This is a genomic window from Streptomyces deserti (assembly GCF_054782695.1).
This window is the reverse complement of sequence record NZ_BAAGRZ010000016.1, coordinates 38,699-53,156: the sequence shown is the minus strand read 5'-3', so window position 1 is coordinate 53,156 and position 14,458 is coordinate 38,699. Positions and strand designations below refer to the sequence as shown.

The following is a 14,458-nucleotide window of genomic DNA, read 5'->3' as shown; positions in this document are numbered from 1 at the left end:
ATGCTTGGTGAACAGAACGTGAACAAGGGTGAAAGAGCCATTGTGGAACGCCCCCGGGGAATTGCTTCGTCGATTCCGCAACCTTAGACGGGAAGCGCTTCCAGACGGTTGTGCCGTCACGGAAAAGTGAAACAGGGAATTCCGAATACCTCCGGTGCGGAAACCGGCGCGGCACATAGGTCGTGATCTGACCTGAAGCAGCCCTACGGTGTCCCCATGAACACCTCCGACGGCACGGGCCCCCTCGCCTTCGAGACCGCGGCCGACCTGGACGCGTGGCTGTCCCGGCACCCCGCCCCGCATCCCGGCCTGTGGGTCAGGGTCGCCAAGAAGGGGTCGGGCATCCCCTCCGTCAGCGCCGCCGACGTCAATGACGTGGCGCTGTGCCACGGGTGGATCACCGGGCAGCGCAAGGCGCTCGACGACTCGTCCTACCTGCAGCGGATCACCCCGCGCCGGCCGGGCAGCCTCTGGTCGATGGTCAACGTGCGCCGGGTGGCGGAGCTGGCCGCCGCGGGGCGGATGCGGCCGGCGGGCCTCGCCGAGGTCGAGGCCGCCAAGGCGGACGGGCGGTGGGAGGCGGCGTACGCGTCGCAGAAGGAGGCCGCGGTCCCTCAGGACTTCGCGGCCGCGCTGGAGGGCAACCCGCGGGCCAGGGCCCGGTTCGACGCGCTCGGCCGGACGGACCGGTACCTCGTCATGCTGGGGATGCTCCGCGCCCGGACCCCGGAGCGCCGGGCGGCCCAAGTGAAGGCCGCGATCGCACGGCTGGAGGCGGGGGTGCGGGCGGGGCCGGAGGACCGGTGAGCATCCAGTGCGGCGGGCACGCCGAGCGCCCGCCTTCCGGTACGGGGGAGTGGAAGACGGGCGCGCTCACGGTGCGGCGTCGGCGGGCCGGCGCCGTCAGGCGTTCTTGATCGCCGAGATGTCGAAGTTGAGCTTGATCTTGTCGGACACCAGGAAGCCGCCCGTCTCCAGTGCCGCGTTCCAGGTCAGGCCCCACTCGGAGCGCAGGATCGTCGCCTTGCCCTCGAAACCGACCCGCTCGTTGCCGAAGGGGTCCTTCGCGGCGCCGTTGAACTCGAGGTCGATGGTGATCGGCTTGGTGACGCCGAGGATCGAGAGGTCGCCGGTGATGCGGTAGTCGTCGCCGCCGAGGGCCTCCGCCTTGGTCGAGCGGAAGGTCATCGCCGGGAACTCGTCGGTCTTGAAGAAGTCGGCGCTCTTGAGGTGACCGTCGCGGTCGGCGTTGCCCGTGTCGATGCTGTCCATCTTGACGTCGATGGACGCCGTGGACCGGGACGGGTCGGTGCCGTCGAGGTGCAGCGCGCCGGAGAAGTCGAGGAACTTGCCCTTGACGTTGGTGACCATGGCGTGGCGGGCGGTGAAGCCGATCGTGGTGTGCGCGGGGTCGATCGTGTAGTCGCCGGTCAGTGCGGCCAGGTTGGCGTTCGTGGTCATGGTGTGCCTCCTGTAGCGGGTACGTTGAAGATTCAACTACATCAACACGATTTACCGTAGACCTATTCCGTTCAATGTTCAACATTATCGGGGGTGTGTCGCGATTGGATCACCGTCCCGGGTGGTACCCGGTGATCATGTCCTCGGTCGCGGTCCTGGTCGAGCTGCTGCGAAACGGCACGTCAGGCGGCCATGTCACGTGCTGGGAGCGCTTCGCGCAGAGCGCGGCCCGCCTCACCGGACGGCCGCCGGCCCTCGACCTCACCGTCTACTTCCTCGGGGAACGGGAACACGTCGAGACCCTTGCGCCCCACGTACGGTTCGTCATGCTCCGCCCGGTCCTCAGCACGGCCGCCTTCATATCCGCCCACGGCGCCGAGGACGTCTCCGACCTCGCCCCCTACCACCCACGCCTCGCCGCACTGCTGCCCCGCCACGACGTCTGGCACCTCACGCACGGTTTCGCCTACGCCACCACCGCCGTCCGCCTCGCCCGCGGCAGAGCCCGCCGGGCCGCCGCTCCCGTGCCGCGCCTGGTGGGCTCGGTCCACACCGACGTCCCGCTCCTGGCCTCCGTCTACGCCCGCTACCTGGCCGACCGGTGGCTGCCCGGCTCCCACCCGGCGGCGGGCGCGTTCCTCGCGGACCGGGCCGAGACCTGGCTGCGCCGACGCCGGGACCGGCTGCTGGACAGCTGCGAACGGGTGCTGGTGCCGACCCCGGAGGGCCGCGTCGAACTCGCCCGCACGCTCGGCCCGCACCGCGTCCGCCTCCTGCGCCGCGGCATCGACCACGACCTCTTCCGCCCCGACGCCACCGCCCGCGCCCGGCTCACCCGGGAGTACGGCCTTCCTGCGGACCGCCCACTGGTGCTGTTCGCCGGACGGCTGGACGCCACCAAAGGCGTGCCTCTGCTGACCGAGAGCCTGCGGCTGCTGCGTGACGGCGGCCGGGCCGTGCACGCCGTCATGGCGGGCTCGGGCGCGGAGGCGGCCTCCGTACGCCGGACCCTCGGCCCGGACGTCACCCTGCTCGGTCAGCTCCCGCAGCACCGGCTGGCCCAGGTGTACGCCGGCTGTGACCTCTTCGCCTTCCCGTCCCGCACGGAGACCTGCGGCAACGTCGTCGCCGAGGCCATGGCGAGCGGCCTCGCGGTCGTACTGCCCGAAGGCGCCCGCACCACACGGTGGCTCACCGCGCCCGGCCACGACGGTGTCGTCGTACCCCAGGACGATCCCCGGGCCTGGGCGGACGCCCTGGGCACGCTGCTCGACCGGCCGGGCCTGCGGGAGGCCGTCCGGCGGCGGGCGGCGCTGACTGCCAGGGACATTCACCCCTCCTGGGACCGGGTCCTGGCCGAGGACCTGCTGCCCGTATGGACGGCACATGCCCCCACACGGCGGCGCGACAGCGCGGGCGCGGCCTGAGACAGGGGCGACCCTGGACGCCCCACCACCCCCGGCTCACCGTGCCTCCCCGGCCAACCGCCCCCCACCCCTGCTCCGCCCATACATCGCACCGATCACCGGCGACGAGTCCAGGCTCACGATCCCGGCCACCACCAGCACCAGCCCGGTGACCGTGATGCCCGTGACCAGCCAGCCCGTGTGGATCACCTCGCCGAAGACGGCCGTGCCCACGGTGACCGCCACCACCGGCTCCATCGCGTCGAGCACCGTCATGCTCGCGGCCAGCGGCCCCCGCTGGAAGGCGCTCTGGATGAGCAGCAGGCCGCCCACGCTCGCGACGACCAGGGCGTACGTCTGCCAGGCGGTGAACGCCGCGAGCGGCCCGTGCCGGAGTCGGTCCACCGTCGCGGCCAGCAGGACGGACTGGGTGCCCATGACCGCCCCGGCCGCCAGGGCCGTCGTCGACGCCCGCCAGGGTCCGGACAGATGGCGGGCCGCGGCCAGCGTGCAGCAGACCAGGACGGCGGTCGCGCCCAGGACCAGGAGCCAGGACAGCATGCCGACCGCCTCGGGGCGGCCGCCGTGCGGGCGGGCGGAGGCCAGCGCGAGGGCCAGGCCGGCGGCCACCGCGAGGGTGCCGAACCACTCGCGGCGGCCCAGTCGCATGCGGTGCAGCCGCGCCGACAGCGGGACGGCGAAGACCAGTTCGGCGACGATCAGCGGCTGTACGAGGCTCAGCGGGCCGAACGCGAGGGCCAGCGACTGGAACCCGTACGCCAGCACGGCCAGCCCGATGCCGTACCGCCACAGCGGGTCCCGCACCAGGTGGCGCAGCAGGCGCGGCGACAGCGCCTCCGTGTCCGGGCGCGTGCTCGCGGCCCACTGCTGCAACAGCCCGGCGACGGCGAAGCAGACACCGGCGGCCAGCGAGGCGAGGACGGCGATCGCCATGCCGGGTACGGCGCGTCAGTCGGCCGTCCGACGGTTCGGCGCGCCCTGTGTCGCGCCCCGCGTGTGCACGTACAGCTGACGCCGGTCGCCGACGTCGAGGTGCCGCGGCAGGGGCAGTTCGTAGCGGACGGGCCGGGCGTGGTCGGCGAGTTGCCGACGCGGGTTGTAGACCTGGTTGAACTTCCACAGCATGCGGGCGAAGTTCGTCTGGCCGCGCAGCAGGTTGCGGGCCAGGACGCGCGCCGCGCCGAAGGCCGTGCGCAGACCCAGGTGCTTGCGGTTGATGACGGCCTGGGTGCGCACCAGTTCCTCGTAGAAGCGCTCCAGCGGAAGGGTCGTGGGGACGACCGCGTGCTGGATGTCGAAGAGGCGGTAGTCGCGGGTGGTCAGGCGCCGCGACTCGGTGTGCCAGATCTCCGTCCCCGGGTACGGCGTCATCACGGTGAAGTGCACGATCTCCGGCACCGCCAGTGCGAACTCCCGCACCACACGGAACTGTTCCTCGTCCCAGGCCGGGTCGACGATGAGATTGATGGCGACCTCGATGCCGAGCTTGCGGGCCGTCTGAAGCGCCTGGAAGTTCTCGTCGGGACTGACCCGCTTGCGGTACAGGTCGAGGCCCTCCGCGTCGATGGCCTCCATGCCGAGGAACATGTAGCGCAGCCCCAGCCGCGCCCACCGTTCGAAGACCTCCGGATGGCGCAGCAGGACGTCGCTGCGGGTCTCCAGGTAGTAGTGCTTGCGGATGCGGCGGCGCTCCACCTCAGCGGCGATGGCGTCCCCGTGCTCCGGCCGGATGAAGGCCACGTCGTCGACGATGAACACGTTCGGCTCGCGGATGTTCGCCAGGTCCTCGGCGGCCGCCTCGGGCGACGCCTTGCGGTAGCTGCGGCCGTAGAACGTCCACGCGGAGCAGAACGAGCAGTCCCACGGACACCCGCGGGTGAACTCGATGGAGGCGCACGGGTCCAGCTCGCCGATGAAGTAGCGGCGTCGGCTGCGCATCAGGTCACGGGCGGGCAGCGGGCTGTCGATGCCGTGCAGCATCAGCGGCGCGGGGCCCCGCCCGGCGGCCGTCACGACCCCGGGCACGTCCTCGACCCCTCCGTCGCGGACCGCTTCCAGCAGGGGCCCGACCGCGGGTTCGCCCTCGCCGCGCACCACCGCGTCCACCGCCCCCTGCGCCTGCTCCAGCACCTCCTCGGCGACGAAGGACACGCTGTGCCCGCCGAAGAACACGAAGCAGCCCGGCACCGCCTGCTTCACCCGCGCGGCCAGCTCGATCGCCTCCGGGATGTTCGCCAGGTAGTTCAGGGAGACACCGAGGGCTTCCGGCCGGAAGGTCCGCACCTCGCTCCGCAGCCGGTCACGGCCGAGCACCTGCAGGTCCACGACCCGGACCTCGTGACCGGCCTCGCGGGCGGCACCGGCGACCCGCTCGAGGCCCAGCGGCTCGAGCCGCAGGAAGATCTCGGAGTACATCAGGGCGCTGGGGTGGACGAGCAGCACGCGCATGGTCACCTCGCCACGGGGAGCCGGACGGAACCGGATACGGAGGGGTGATCCCTTCGTATCCCGGCACCCCCGGCCGCGCCCGCCCATACCGCCGCCTGGCGGCACCGCGCGGCACGCAGGAGTGGTCCTGCCGCGTCCGCCACCGGACCGGCACGGCGGCTGCCCCGCAGTCCGGCGCGGGAACGGCGCGCGTCGGTTCGGGTGAGCCCGGTTCCGGCGAACGGCCGCAGGACTGGCGCGGGGGAGCGGGGGCGCGGTGTCCTGGAAGACGAGGATCCGCATGAGGAGGATCCGCACACAACCGACGATCCGCATTCACGACCCGCATCGGCAATCACGACCCGCATCGCATTCACGATCCGCACCCACGAAGACCCGCACCCGCAGGATCCGCACCGCGGCGGACGACACCGCGGATCCCACCCCCAAAGAGATCCCACCCCCGAAGAGACCCCCGAAGAGACCCCAAAGAGACCCCGAAAAGAGACCACGGCGGACCGACAGCGCAGGGAGACCGACTCGTGACACACACCGGCCCCGGCTCCACCTACGACCCCCCGGCGGGCGCCGCACGGCGTCTCGTGGACGCCGCCCCCTCCCCGGCGCGGGAGTACGGCCCGGCCCGGCGGACGGACCGGCGCGTGGTCCTCGTCACCGGGGCGTCCTCCGGCATCGGTGCCGCCACGGCGCGGCGCTTCGCCGAGGACGGCTGGCAGCTCCTGCTCAGCGGCCGGGACCGGCGCCGCCTGGAGGAGACCGCCGCCGGCACGTCGGCCGTCCTGCTGCCCGCCGACCTCGCCGCCCCGGACGGCCCACGCCTGCTGGCCGAGTCCGCGCTGCGCGCCACCGGCCGGATCGACGTCCTGGTCGCCGGGGCGGGCATCGGCTGGGCGGGGCCCTTCGTCACCATGCCGCACACCGACATCGACCGCGTGCTGGCCCTGGACCTCAACGCCACACTCCACCTCGTCAAGGAGGTCCTGCCGTCCATGCTGGCGGCCGGCCACGGCCGGGTGGTGCTCCTCGGCTCGGTGGCGGGCTGCGTGGGCGTACGGGAGGAGGCGGTGTACTCCGCCGCCAAGGCCGGGATCATCGCGTTCGCAGAGGCACTCCGGCAGGAACTGCGCGGAACGGGAGTGGGCGTGACGCTTGTCGTGCCCGGCCCGGTCGACACGGCCTTCTTCACCCGGCGGGGCGTGCCCTACCGGCGCTCCCACCCACGCCCCACGTCGGCCGCCCGCGTCGCCGGCGTGGTCTGGGACGCCGTACGGCACGACCGGGACGACGTGTACGTGCCCGGCTGGCTGACCCTGCCGGGCCGGGTGCGCGGCCTCGCACCCCGGGTGTACCGACGGCTCCTGGACCGCTTCGGCTGACACCGCCACCTTTTCAGCCGCGGTTACCTCAAGAACGACGACCGGCACGTGATGCGCGACGACCACATCCACGGACAGCGGCTCATCCGGCGCGAGCGTGCTGGTCCGCCGCCGGGGCCGTACCGCTACCCTCTGCGTGAGCGAACCACCCCGAACGGGCGAACCGCTGGACATCACCTGGGACCGGCCGGTCCGCTTCGCACCACGTGCCGACGAGACGGCCGACGTCCTGTCCACAGGCCGCCGACCGAGTGTCCGTGTCACTCCGGAGATGGCATCCGCCACCCCCGAATGTGAGGTGACTCTCAGCCGACGGCTTTGTACGACCCCTACAAGCCACAGGCCCTCTGAGCAGTCAGAACGGCTGCATGCGGCTGAGGTTCTGTTCAGTGGTACCAGGAAAACACCCCGGAGACTGTGAGGAGTCGACGGCTCGCATTCCTTGGTGGGCTTCGTAAGGTCGCTACATGACCGTTTTGGATGAGGCGCTGGGTGAGGCACAGGGCGAGACCCCGGGCGAGATCCCGGGCGAGCCGACCGATGCGCGCGGACGCGTGGCCGAACTGCACGAGATCCGTGCGCAGGCACTGGCCGGCCCGAGCGAGAAGGCGACCCAGGCGCAGCACGCCAAGGGCAAGCTGACCGCGCGGGAGCGCATCGAGCTCCTGCTCGACCCGGGTTCCTTCCGGGAGGTCGAGCAGCTGCGCCGGCACCGGGCCACCGGATTCGGCCTGGAGTCCAAGAAGCCGTACACCGACGGTGTGATCACCGGCTGGGGCACGGTGGAGGGCCGTACGGTCTTCGTCTACGCCCACGACTTCCGGATCTTCGGCGGCGCGCTGGGCGAGGCCCACGCCAAGAAGATCCACAAGATCATGGACATGGCCATCGCGGCCGGAGCGCCGCTGGTGTCGCTCAACGACGGCGCGGGCGCCCGCATCCAGGAGGGCGTGGTCGCACTCGCCGGCTACGGCGGCATCTTCCAGCGCAACACCAAGGCGTCCGGCGTCATCCCGCAGATCAGCGTCATGCTGGGCCCGTGCGCGGGCGGCGCGGCGTACAGCCCGGCCCTGACGGACTTCGTGTTCATGGTCCGCGAGACCTCGCAGATGTTCATCACCGGCCCGGACGTGGTCAAGGCGGTGACGGGTGAGGAGATCACCCAGAACGGCCTCGGCGGCGCGGACGTCCACGCGGAGACCTCGGGCGTCTGCCACTTCGCCTACGACGACGAGGAGACGTGCATCGCGGAGGTCCGGTACCTCCTGTCCCTCCTCCCGCAGAACAACCGCGAGAACCCGCCGCGGGTGGAGTGCGCGGACCCGGCCGACCGCCGCAGCGACGTGCTGCTGGACCTGGTCCCGGCGGACGGCAACCGCCCGTACGACATGGCCAAGGTCATCGAGGAGATCGTCGACGACGGCGAGTACCTCGAGGTCCACGAGCGCTGGGCGCGCAACATCATCTGCGCGCTGGCGCGGATGGACGGCCAGGTCGTCGGCATCGTCGCCAACCAGCCGCAGGTCCTGGCCGGCGTCCTGGACATCGAGGCGTCGGAGAAGGCCGCACGCTTCGTCCAGATGTGCGACGCCTTCAACATCCCGATCGTCACGTTCCTGGACGTCCCCGGGTTCCTCCCCGGCGTCGACCAGGAGCACGGCGGCATCATCCGCCACGGCGCGAAGCTCCTGTACGCCTACTGCAACGCCACCGTCCCCCGGATCTCCCTGATCCTGCGCAAGGCGTACGGCGGCGCCTACATCGTCATGGACAGCCAGTCCATCGGCGCGGACCTCACCTTCGCCTGGCCGACGAACGAGATCGCCGTGATGGGCGCGGAAGGCGCGGCCAACGTCATCTTCCGCCGTCAGATCGCCGATGCGGAGGACCCCGAGGCGATGCGGCAGAAGATGGTCAAGGAGTACAAGTCCGAGCTGATGCACCCGTACTACGCGGCCGAGCGCGGCCTGGTCGACGACGTCATCGACCCGGCGGAGACCCGCGAGGTGCTCATCACGTCCCTGGCCATGCTGCAGACCAAGCACGCCGACCTGCCCTCCCGCAAGCACGGCAACCCGCCCCAGTAACCGGGCGGACCCATCGCGGCAACCCCGCGGACCTCTCTCTCACGGAGACTGACACTCATGGACCACCCTGACATCCGCGTCGAGAAGGGCCACGCCGAGCCCGAGGAAGTCGCCGCCATCACGGCCATCCTCCTGGCCCGCGCGGCCGCCCAGCCGTCCACGACGACCCCCACCCACCGCCGCCGCGTCAAGGCCGGCTGGCGCCGCCTGGAGCGCGAGCCCGGCTTCCGGGCACCGCACAGCTGGCGCTGACCCCACCGACGCGAAGAAGGCCCCTCCGCCAAGGAGGGGCCTTCTTCGCGTCGGCGCCCCGAATGGCACACGACAGCCCCCGGCAGCCCAGTGGCCGCCGGGGGCTGTCCCGCAGCGAACGGCTAGCGAAGGCGCGCCATCAGCGCGTGCTCCACCAGCGTGATCAGCGTCGACTTCGCATCCGCCCGGTGCCGGGCGTCGGTGGTGATGATCGGGGTGTCCGGGCCGATCTGCAGGGCTTCGCGCACCTCGTCCGGTGTGTAGGGCTGCTGCCCGTCGAAGCCGTTCAGCGCGATGACGAACGGCAGGCCGCTGTTCTCGAAGTAGTCGACGGCGGGGAAGCAGTCGGCGAGCCTCCTCGTGTCGACGAGGACGACCGCGCCGATGGCGCCGCGCACCAGGTCGTCCCACATGAACCAGAAGCGGTCCTGGCCGGGGGTGCCGAACAGGTACAGGATCAGGTCCTGGTCCAGGGTGATACGACCGAAGTCCATGGCGACCGTCGTGGTCGTCTTGTCCCCGGTGTGGGTGAGGTCGTCGATGCCCGCCGAAGCAGACGTCATGACGGCCTCCGTGCGCAGCGGGTTGATCTCCGAGACGGCGCCGACGAACGTGGTCTTGCCCACGCCGAAGCCGCCCGCCACCACGATCTTCGCGGAGGTGGTGGAGCGGGAAGGACCGCCGCTAGAGCTTGCGAAGTCCACTGAGCACCCTTTCGAGCAGTGTCACGTCTGGCTGGCCACCGGCGTTCTCGTCGCCGCCGGGCTGATGGATGGCGACCAGTCCCGCCTCCGCCAAGTCGGCGACGAGGATCCTGGCCACGCCGAGAGGGATCGTGAGCAGCGCCGAGATCTCGGCTACCGACTTGATTTCCCGGCAGAGGTTGCAGATCCGCTGATGCTCGGGCAACTGGCCCTGCATCTGATGCGGCTGCGCGGTGGTGTGCACCAGCGCCTCGATGGCGAGCTGGTAGCGCGGGCGAGTCCGGCCGCCGGTCATGGCGTACGGACGCACCAACGGGTTGTTCGACGCCCCCGCGGGCGTCGGCTCTGGGGTGCGGCGCTGCGGCTGCACGGGCTGGATGCGCGGTGCCGGCGGCTGGTCGTACGGCGACGGGCCGGGGCCCTGCGGCGCGTACGGCTGCCGGTGGCTCGGTGCGGAGGGGAAGTTGTACCGGTTCGCCGAGCCGTCGTTCGGGCCCTGGGCAGGGCCGTACGACCAGTTGCCCGAAGGTGAACCGCCTGGGGGTGTTGCCACTTTCTCCTCCTCCGACTGTGCCTGGCACCCATCACTGTGGAGCCGCGTCCCGAAACCTTACGGCCCCGGGACGCCAAAACGCACCGTCCGTCTGTTAGTTGAGCAGGCTCCCCTGGAGCTCCGCACGCAGGTCCGGTGTCAGGACGGTACCTGCTCGGTCCACCAGAAGGGCCATCTCGTACCCGATGAGACCGATGTCGGCCTCCGGGTGTGCGAGAACCGCGAGCGACGAACCGTCGGAGATGGACATGATGAAGAGGAATCCCCGCTCCATCTCCACAACCGTCTGATTGACGCTGCCGCCCTCGAAGATCCGGGAGGCCCCGGCCGTCAGGGACGTCAGACCGGAGGCGACGGCCGCGAGCTGGTCGGCGCGGTCGCGGGGGAAGCCTTCGGACATCGCCAGAAGGAGTCCGTCGGCGGAGACCACCACCGTGTGGGACACCCCCGGGGTGTTGTCCACGAAGTTGGTGATCAACCAGTTCAGGTTCTGTGCCGCCTGGCTCATCGGGCTCACACTAACGCTCCTGGTTGTAGGTGCTGTCAGGACCGAAGCCCTGGCCGTTCGTTTCACTGCCTGCGTTGCGGCCCCGCTGGACGCCGCGCCGCAGGTTGCTCAGCCTGCCCCGGACGTCCTCCGGGGCGCGGGAGACCTGTGGGCCTCCCTGGGAGGTGCTTTCGGCGGAACCCTCGATCAGGTTGGCCTTGGGTACCCGCCGCGGCAGGCCGGAGGAGGTCACCCCGCCCGCCTTGGGCTTCCGGAGCTGCGCGGCCTGCTGCCAGCGCTCGTCGTTCGCCGAGCGCCAGCCGCCGTCGCCGTTGCTGTCCGGGGTGGAGGCCGGCGGCTCCTGGCGCACGTGCCGCGCGTCGCCCGTGCCGTTCACGCCGCTCGCGGTGGCTCCGCGACGGGGAAGCCCGGCGTCGGTCAGCTCGTGCCCTGCGGAGGGGGCCGGTCCCGGACGGTCGAAGCCTACGCGGTCCTGCTCGCTCGCGTCAGCGGCCTGCGCAGATTCCGTTTCGGGAGCGTAATCGGACGGATAGCCGTTCTGGTAGCCGTCCTGCTGCGGCCAGTCGTCCTGGTGGCGGCGCTGCTCGAAGGCCGGGAAGGTCTCCTGGGCGGCGCTGCCCGCCGACGCGTGCTCCTCCTGCGCCGGCTCCGCATAGGAGGGCTCGGGGTAACCGCCGTTGGAGGAGAAGGCGTCGTTCTGCGGCAGGCCGCCGTTCGGCGCGTAGTACTGCTCCTCGTACGACGGCTGCTGCCGCTCCGCGTACGGCGCCCGCTGCTGCTCCTCGTACGCCGGCTGCCCGTCGTACGAGGGGGAGGGCTCCTGGTAGCCGCCCTGGCCGTGGTCGTAGCCCTGCGGCCCGGCGAACTGGTCGCCGTAGCCGGACGCCTCGGAGGCCTCCTGCGGGTGCTGCTGGGGCTGCGGGTTCTGCGCCTGGGCCTCCAGGGCCGCACGGCGCTCCTCGCGCATCAGCGAGCGGCCGACGGGGTCGAGCTCACGTATGTCGTCGGGGACGTCGGCGTAGCGGCTGTCGTCGAAGCCGAGCTCCGCGGCCGTCCGCATGGGCAGCTGGTTGAAGTTCTCGCCCTGGAAGTTCTGCTCGGGGATGATCTGCGAGACGGTGAACTCGTCGTGGCCCGGCTGCTGTTCGCCGCCACCGCCGTGGGTGATGGCGTCCGGGAGCATGACCAGCGAGGTCGTACCGGCCTGCTCGCCCGAGGGGCGCAGCTGGACGCGGATGCCGTGCCGGTCGGACAGCCGGCCGACCACGAACAGGCCCATGCGCTGCGAGATCGCGGCGTCCACGGTCGGCGGGTTGGCCAGCTTGTGGTTGATGTCCGCGAAGTCCTCGGCCGTCAGGCCGATGCCCTTGTCGTGGATCTCGATCATCACGCGGCCGTCGGGCAGCCGGGTCGCGGTGACACGGACCTTGGTCTGCGGCGAGGAGAACGTGGTCGCGTTCTCCAGCAGCTCGGCGAGCAGGTGCACGAGGTCGGTCACGGCCCGGCCGTGGATCTCGCACTCGGGGACGCCGGACAGCTCGATGCGCTCGTACTGCTCCACCTCGGAGGAGGCGGCGCGCAGCACGTCGATCAGCGGCACCGGCTGGTCCCACCGGCGGCCGGGCTCCTCGCCGGCGAGGACGAGGAGGTTCTCGCCGTTGCGGCGCATACGCGTGGCCAGGTGGTCCAGCTTGAAGAGGTTCTCCAGCTGGTCCGGGTCGGCCTCGTTGTTCTCCAGCTCGGTGATCAGGGTCAGCTGGCCCTCGATCAGCGACTGGTTGCGGCGCGAGAGGTTGGTGAAGATCGCGTTGATGTTGCCCCGCAGCAGGGCCTGCTCGGAGGCGAGCCGGACGGCCTCGCGGTGGACCTGGTCGAAGGCGCGCGCGACCTCGCCGATCTCGTCGGTGGTGTTGATCGGGATCGGGGCGACGCGGGTGTCGACGCGGCCGGGGTCGGTGCGGGAGAGCTGGTCGACCAGCATCGGCAGGCGCTGCTCGGCGATGCCGAAGGCGGCGTTGCGCAGCTGGCGCATGGCGCGGCTCATCTGACGGGCCACCATGCCGGCCAGGATGAACGCGGCGAGCAGGGCGACCACGACGGCGGCACCGGTGATGATGGCGTCGCGCTTGGCGCTGTCGGCGATGTCCGAGGCCTCGTTCACCGCGGTGTCGGCCAGCTCGGTCTCGATCTTGTTGTACGCGTTGAACTTGAGCGTGTTGACCGCCCACCAGTTCTGCGCGGTGATGCCCTGCTGGGCGAGGGCGGCGCGCTCGCCCGAGTCCGTGGACGGCAGCGCGGCGAGCCTCGTCACCATCGTGGTGGGGTTGGAGGGCGGCGGCACGTAGTCCGGGTCCTTGGCCCTGGCCTCCTGGGCCATCTTCGCGCCGTCGGCCTTGATCTGCTTCTCGGCCGCCGTCAGCTTGGCGATGTCCTCTGCGGTGCCGCCGCTCTGGTACTCCTGGATCGCGATGCCCTCCAGGTACGCGTACGAGGAGAGGGCGACGCGCTGCCTGGCCAGGTCCGCGGCGTCGGGGCCGGGCTTGATCAGCATGTGCATGCCGATGGAGCGCTGCAGGGAGAGCGCGCCCTTGGTCAGCGAGATGGCGTAGACGGTACGGCCGTAGCTCGTGATGTTGCCGGTGCCCAGACCGAGCTCGTTGGCGAACTCCAGCAGCCTGTGCTCGACCTCGACGTAGCCCTGTTCGGTCTCCACACCGTTGAGCTTGTTGGTGTAGGCGGCCGCGCGCAGCTGCGCCAGCTGCGGCTCCGCCTCACGGAAGCGCTCCAGGCGCCGCACCAGGTTGGGCCGGTCCGGCATGTTCTGGACGGCCTCGTCGAAGGCGTCGGCCGCCTTGTCGGTGTTCGCGCGGGCCTCGACGACCGTCGGGTCCTTCTGGCCCTTGCCCTGGAGCAGGGGCGCGGCGGTGATGTCGCGCTCGACGAGCAGTTCGTTGCCGTAGGCCAGCGCGGCCCGCACCAGACGGGCGGTGTTCTCCGCGTCCTCGGCCTCCTGCCAGGTGTCGATCGAGCTCTTCACCTGGAAGCCGCCCATGACGAGACCGACCAGCACGGGTATGAGCAGGATCGCGTTGAGTCTGGTCGCCACCCGCCAGTTGCGCGGGGAGAGACGGCCGCCGCTCGGGGCGGGTGCGGCCGTTGGCTCCGAACCGGGCACGGGGGCGGGCGCCGCTGTGCGCGGCGGCGGGGTGAAGTTGCCCCGGGCCGACGGCTCGGGACTGTTCTTGCTTCGCCTCACTCGACCAACAACCTCTCGGCGGTCGGCACCTTCGTTGTGCCGCAGTGTCTCAGAGCCCAACACACCATCGAGTACGCAGTACTGCTGAGTACGTCTTTGACTATTGGGCAGTTCAGGCATTCCAGCACGTCGACCAGCGCTCTTCCAAACAGTGGAAACCGCCGAAGCGCGCACCTGTAAGCCCCAGATAAAACGGTCATAAAGAGCGAGCCCCGCCAAAAGGCGGGGTGATTGTGCGCGCAGCGAGACCGGGTGTGCGCGACGCGTGGCCGTACCACCAGATTCCTCTGCCGAAACGTTATGAACACCGGGGCCGACCGTGTCAAAGGACACAGTCGGCTCCGGGACATCTACGACAACTGCCGTATGACGCTTCTGATTTGGGT

Annotated in this window: 12 protein-coding genes and 1 pseudogene; 6 read left to right on the top strand and 7 right to left on the bottom strand. The window is 70.9% G+C overall.

The window, feature by feature from the left end:
• The first annotated feature begins 216 nt into the window (after positions 1–216).
• Positions 217–807, top strand: a complete 591-nt coding sequence (locus ACYVMZ_RS24450; RefSeq protein WP_461083095.1) for a YdeI/OmpD-associated family protein — start codon at positions 217–219, stop codon at positions 805–807.
• Positions 808–903: 96 nt separating this feature from the next.
• On the opposite strand, the gene ACYVMZ_RS24445 is transcribed toward ACYVMZ_RS24450, so the two are convergent.
• On the bottom strand, positions 904–1,461 hold the full coding sequence (locus ACYVMZ_RS24445; RefSeq protein WP_461083093.1) for a YceI family protein: 558 nt from the start codon (positions 1,459–1,461) through the stop codon (positions 904–906).
• Between the two features lie 137 nt (positions 1,462–1,598).
• Between ACYVMZ_RS24445 and ACYVMZ_RS24440 the strand changes: the two genes are divergently transcribed.
• Positions 1,599–2,888, top strand: coding sequence for a glycosyltransferase (locus tag ACYVMZ_RS24440; RefSeq protein ID WP_461083091.1), 1,290 nt, complete (start codon positions 1,599–1,601; stop codon positions 2,886–2,888).
• 36 nt (positions 2,889–2,924) lie between these two features.
• Here the strand turns inward: ACYVMZ_RS24440 and ACYVMZ_RS24435 are convergent, their stop codons facing one another.
• Positions 2,925–3,821, bottom strand: a complete 897-nt coding sequence (locus ACYVMZ_RS24435; RefSeq protein ID WP_461083089.1) for a DMT family transporter — start codon at positions 3,819–3,821, stop codon at positions 2,925–2,927.
• A 15-nt stretch (positions 3,822–3,836) separates the two neighbouring features.
• The gene (hpnR, locus tag ACYVMZ_RS24430; RefSeq protein WP_461083087.1) at positions 3,837–5,336 is read right to left on the bottom strand and encodes a hopanoid C-3 methylase HpnR; all 1,500 of its coding nucleotides are present in this window, start codon (positions 5,334–5,336) and stop codon (positions 3,837–3,839) included.
• 521 nt (positions 5,337–5,857) lie between these two features.
• Here hpnR and ACYVMZ_RS24425 point away from each other — a divergent pair.
• The 4 genes and pseudogenes from ACYVMZ_RS24425 (at position 5,858) to ACYVMZ_RS24410 (ending at position 9,051) form a co-directional block, all read left to right on the top strand.
• On the top strand, positions 5,858–6,712 hold the full coding sequence (locus ACYVMZ_RS24425; RefSeq protein ID WP_461083085.1) for an SDR family NAD(P)-dependent oxidoreductase: 855 nt from the start codon (positions 5,858–5,860) through the stop codon (positions 6,710–6,712).
• A gap of 82 nt (positions 6,713–6,794) precedes the next feature.
• Positions 6,795–7,022: pseudogene (locus tag ACYVMZ_RS24420) on the top strand (hypothetical protein); the annotation flags it as partial.
• Positions 7,023–7,179: 157 nt separating this feature from the next.
• Positions 7,180–8,799 carry an acyl-CoA carboxylase subunit beta gene (locus ACYVMZ_RS24415; RefSeq protein WP_461083083.1) on the top strand — a complete coding sequence of 540 codons (1,620 nt, stop codon included), beginning with the start codon at positions 7,180–7,182 and terminating at the stop codon, positions 8,797–8,799.
• A gap of 57 nt (positions 8,800–8,856) precedes the next feature.
• Complete coding sequence (locus ACYVMZ_RS24410; protein ID WP_461083081.1) at positions 8,857–9,051, top strand: acyl-CoA carboxylase subunit epsilon; 195 nt, start codon at positions 8,857–8,859, stop codon at positions 9,049–9,051.
• A gap of 122 nt (positions 9,052–9,173) precedes the next feature.
• Here the strand turns inward: ACYVMZ_RS24410 and ACYVMZ_RS24405 are convergent, their stop codons facing one another.
• The 4 genes from ACYVMZ_RS24405 to ACYVMZ_RS24390 all read right to left on the bottom strand — a co-directional run bounded on the left by ACYVMZ_RS24405 (position 9,174) and on the right by ACYVMZ_RS24390 (position 14,072).
• A complete protein-coding gene (locus tag ACYVMZ_RS24405; protein WP_114255509.1) occupies positions 9,174–9,755 on the bottom strand; it encodes a GTP-binding protein in 582 nt (193 codons plus the stop codon).
• Positions 9,736–10,308 (bottom strand): DUF742 domain-containing protein, encoded by a 573-nt coding sequence (locus ACYVMZ_RS24400; protein WP_461083078.1) that lies wholly within the window; start codon positions 10,306–10,308, stop codon positions 9,736–9,738. Before ACYVMZ_RS24400 ends, ACYVMZ_RS24405 begins: the two co-directional genes overlap by 20 nt.
• Positions 10,309–10,402: 94 nt before the next feature.
• On the bottom strand, positions 10,403–10,816 hold the full coding sequence (locus tag ACYVMZ_RS24395) for a roadblock/LC7 domain-containing protein (protein ID WP_004983065.1): 414 nt from the start codon (positions 10,814–10,816) through the stop codon (positions 10,403–10,405).
• 10 nt (positions 10,817–10,826) lie between these two features.
• Entirely contained in the window at positions 10,827–14,072 is a 3,246-nt protein-coding gene (locus ACYVMZ_RS24390) for a sensor histidine kinase (protein WP_461083076.1), read from the bottom strand.
• Positions 14,073–14,458 lie beyond the last annotated feature (386 nt).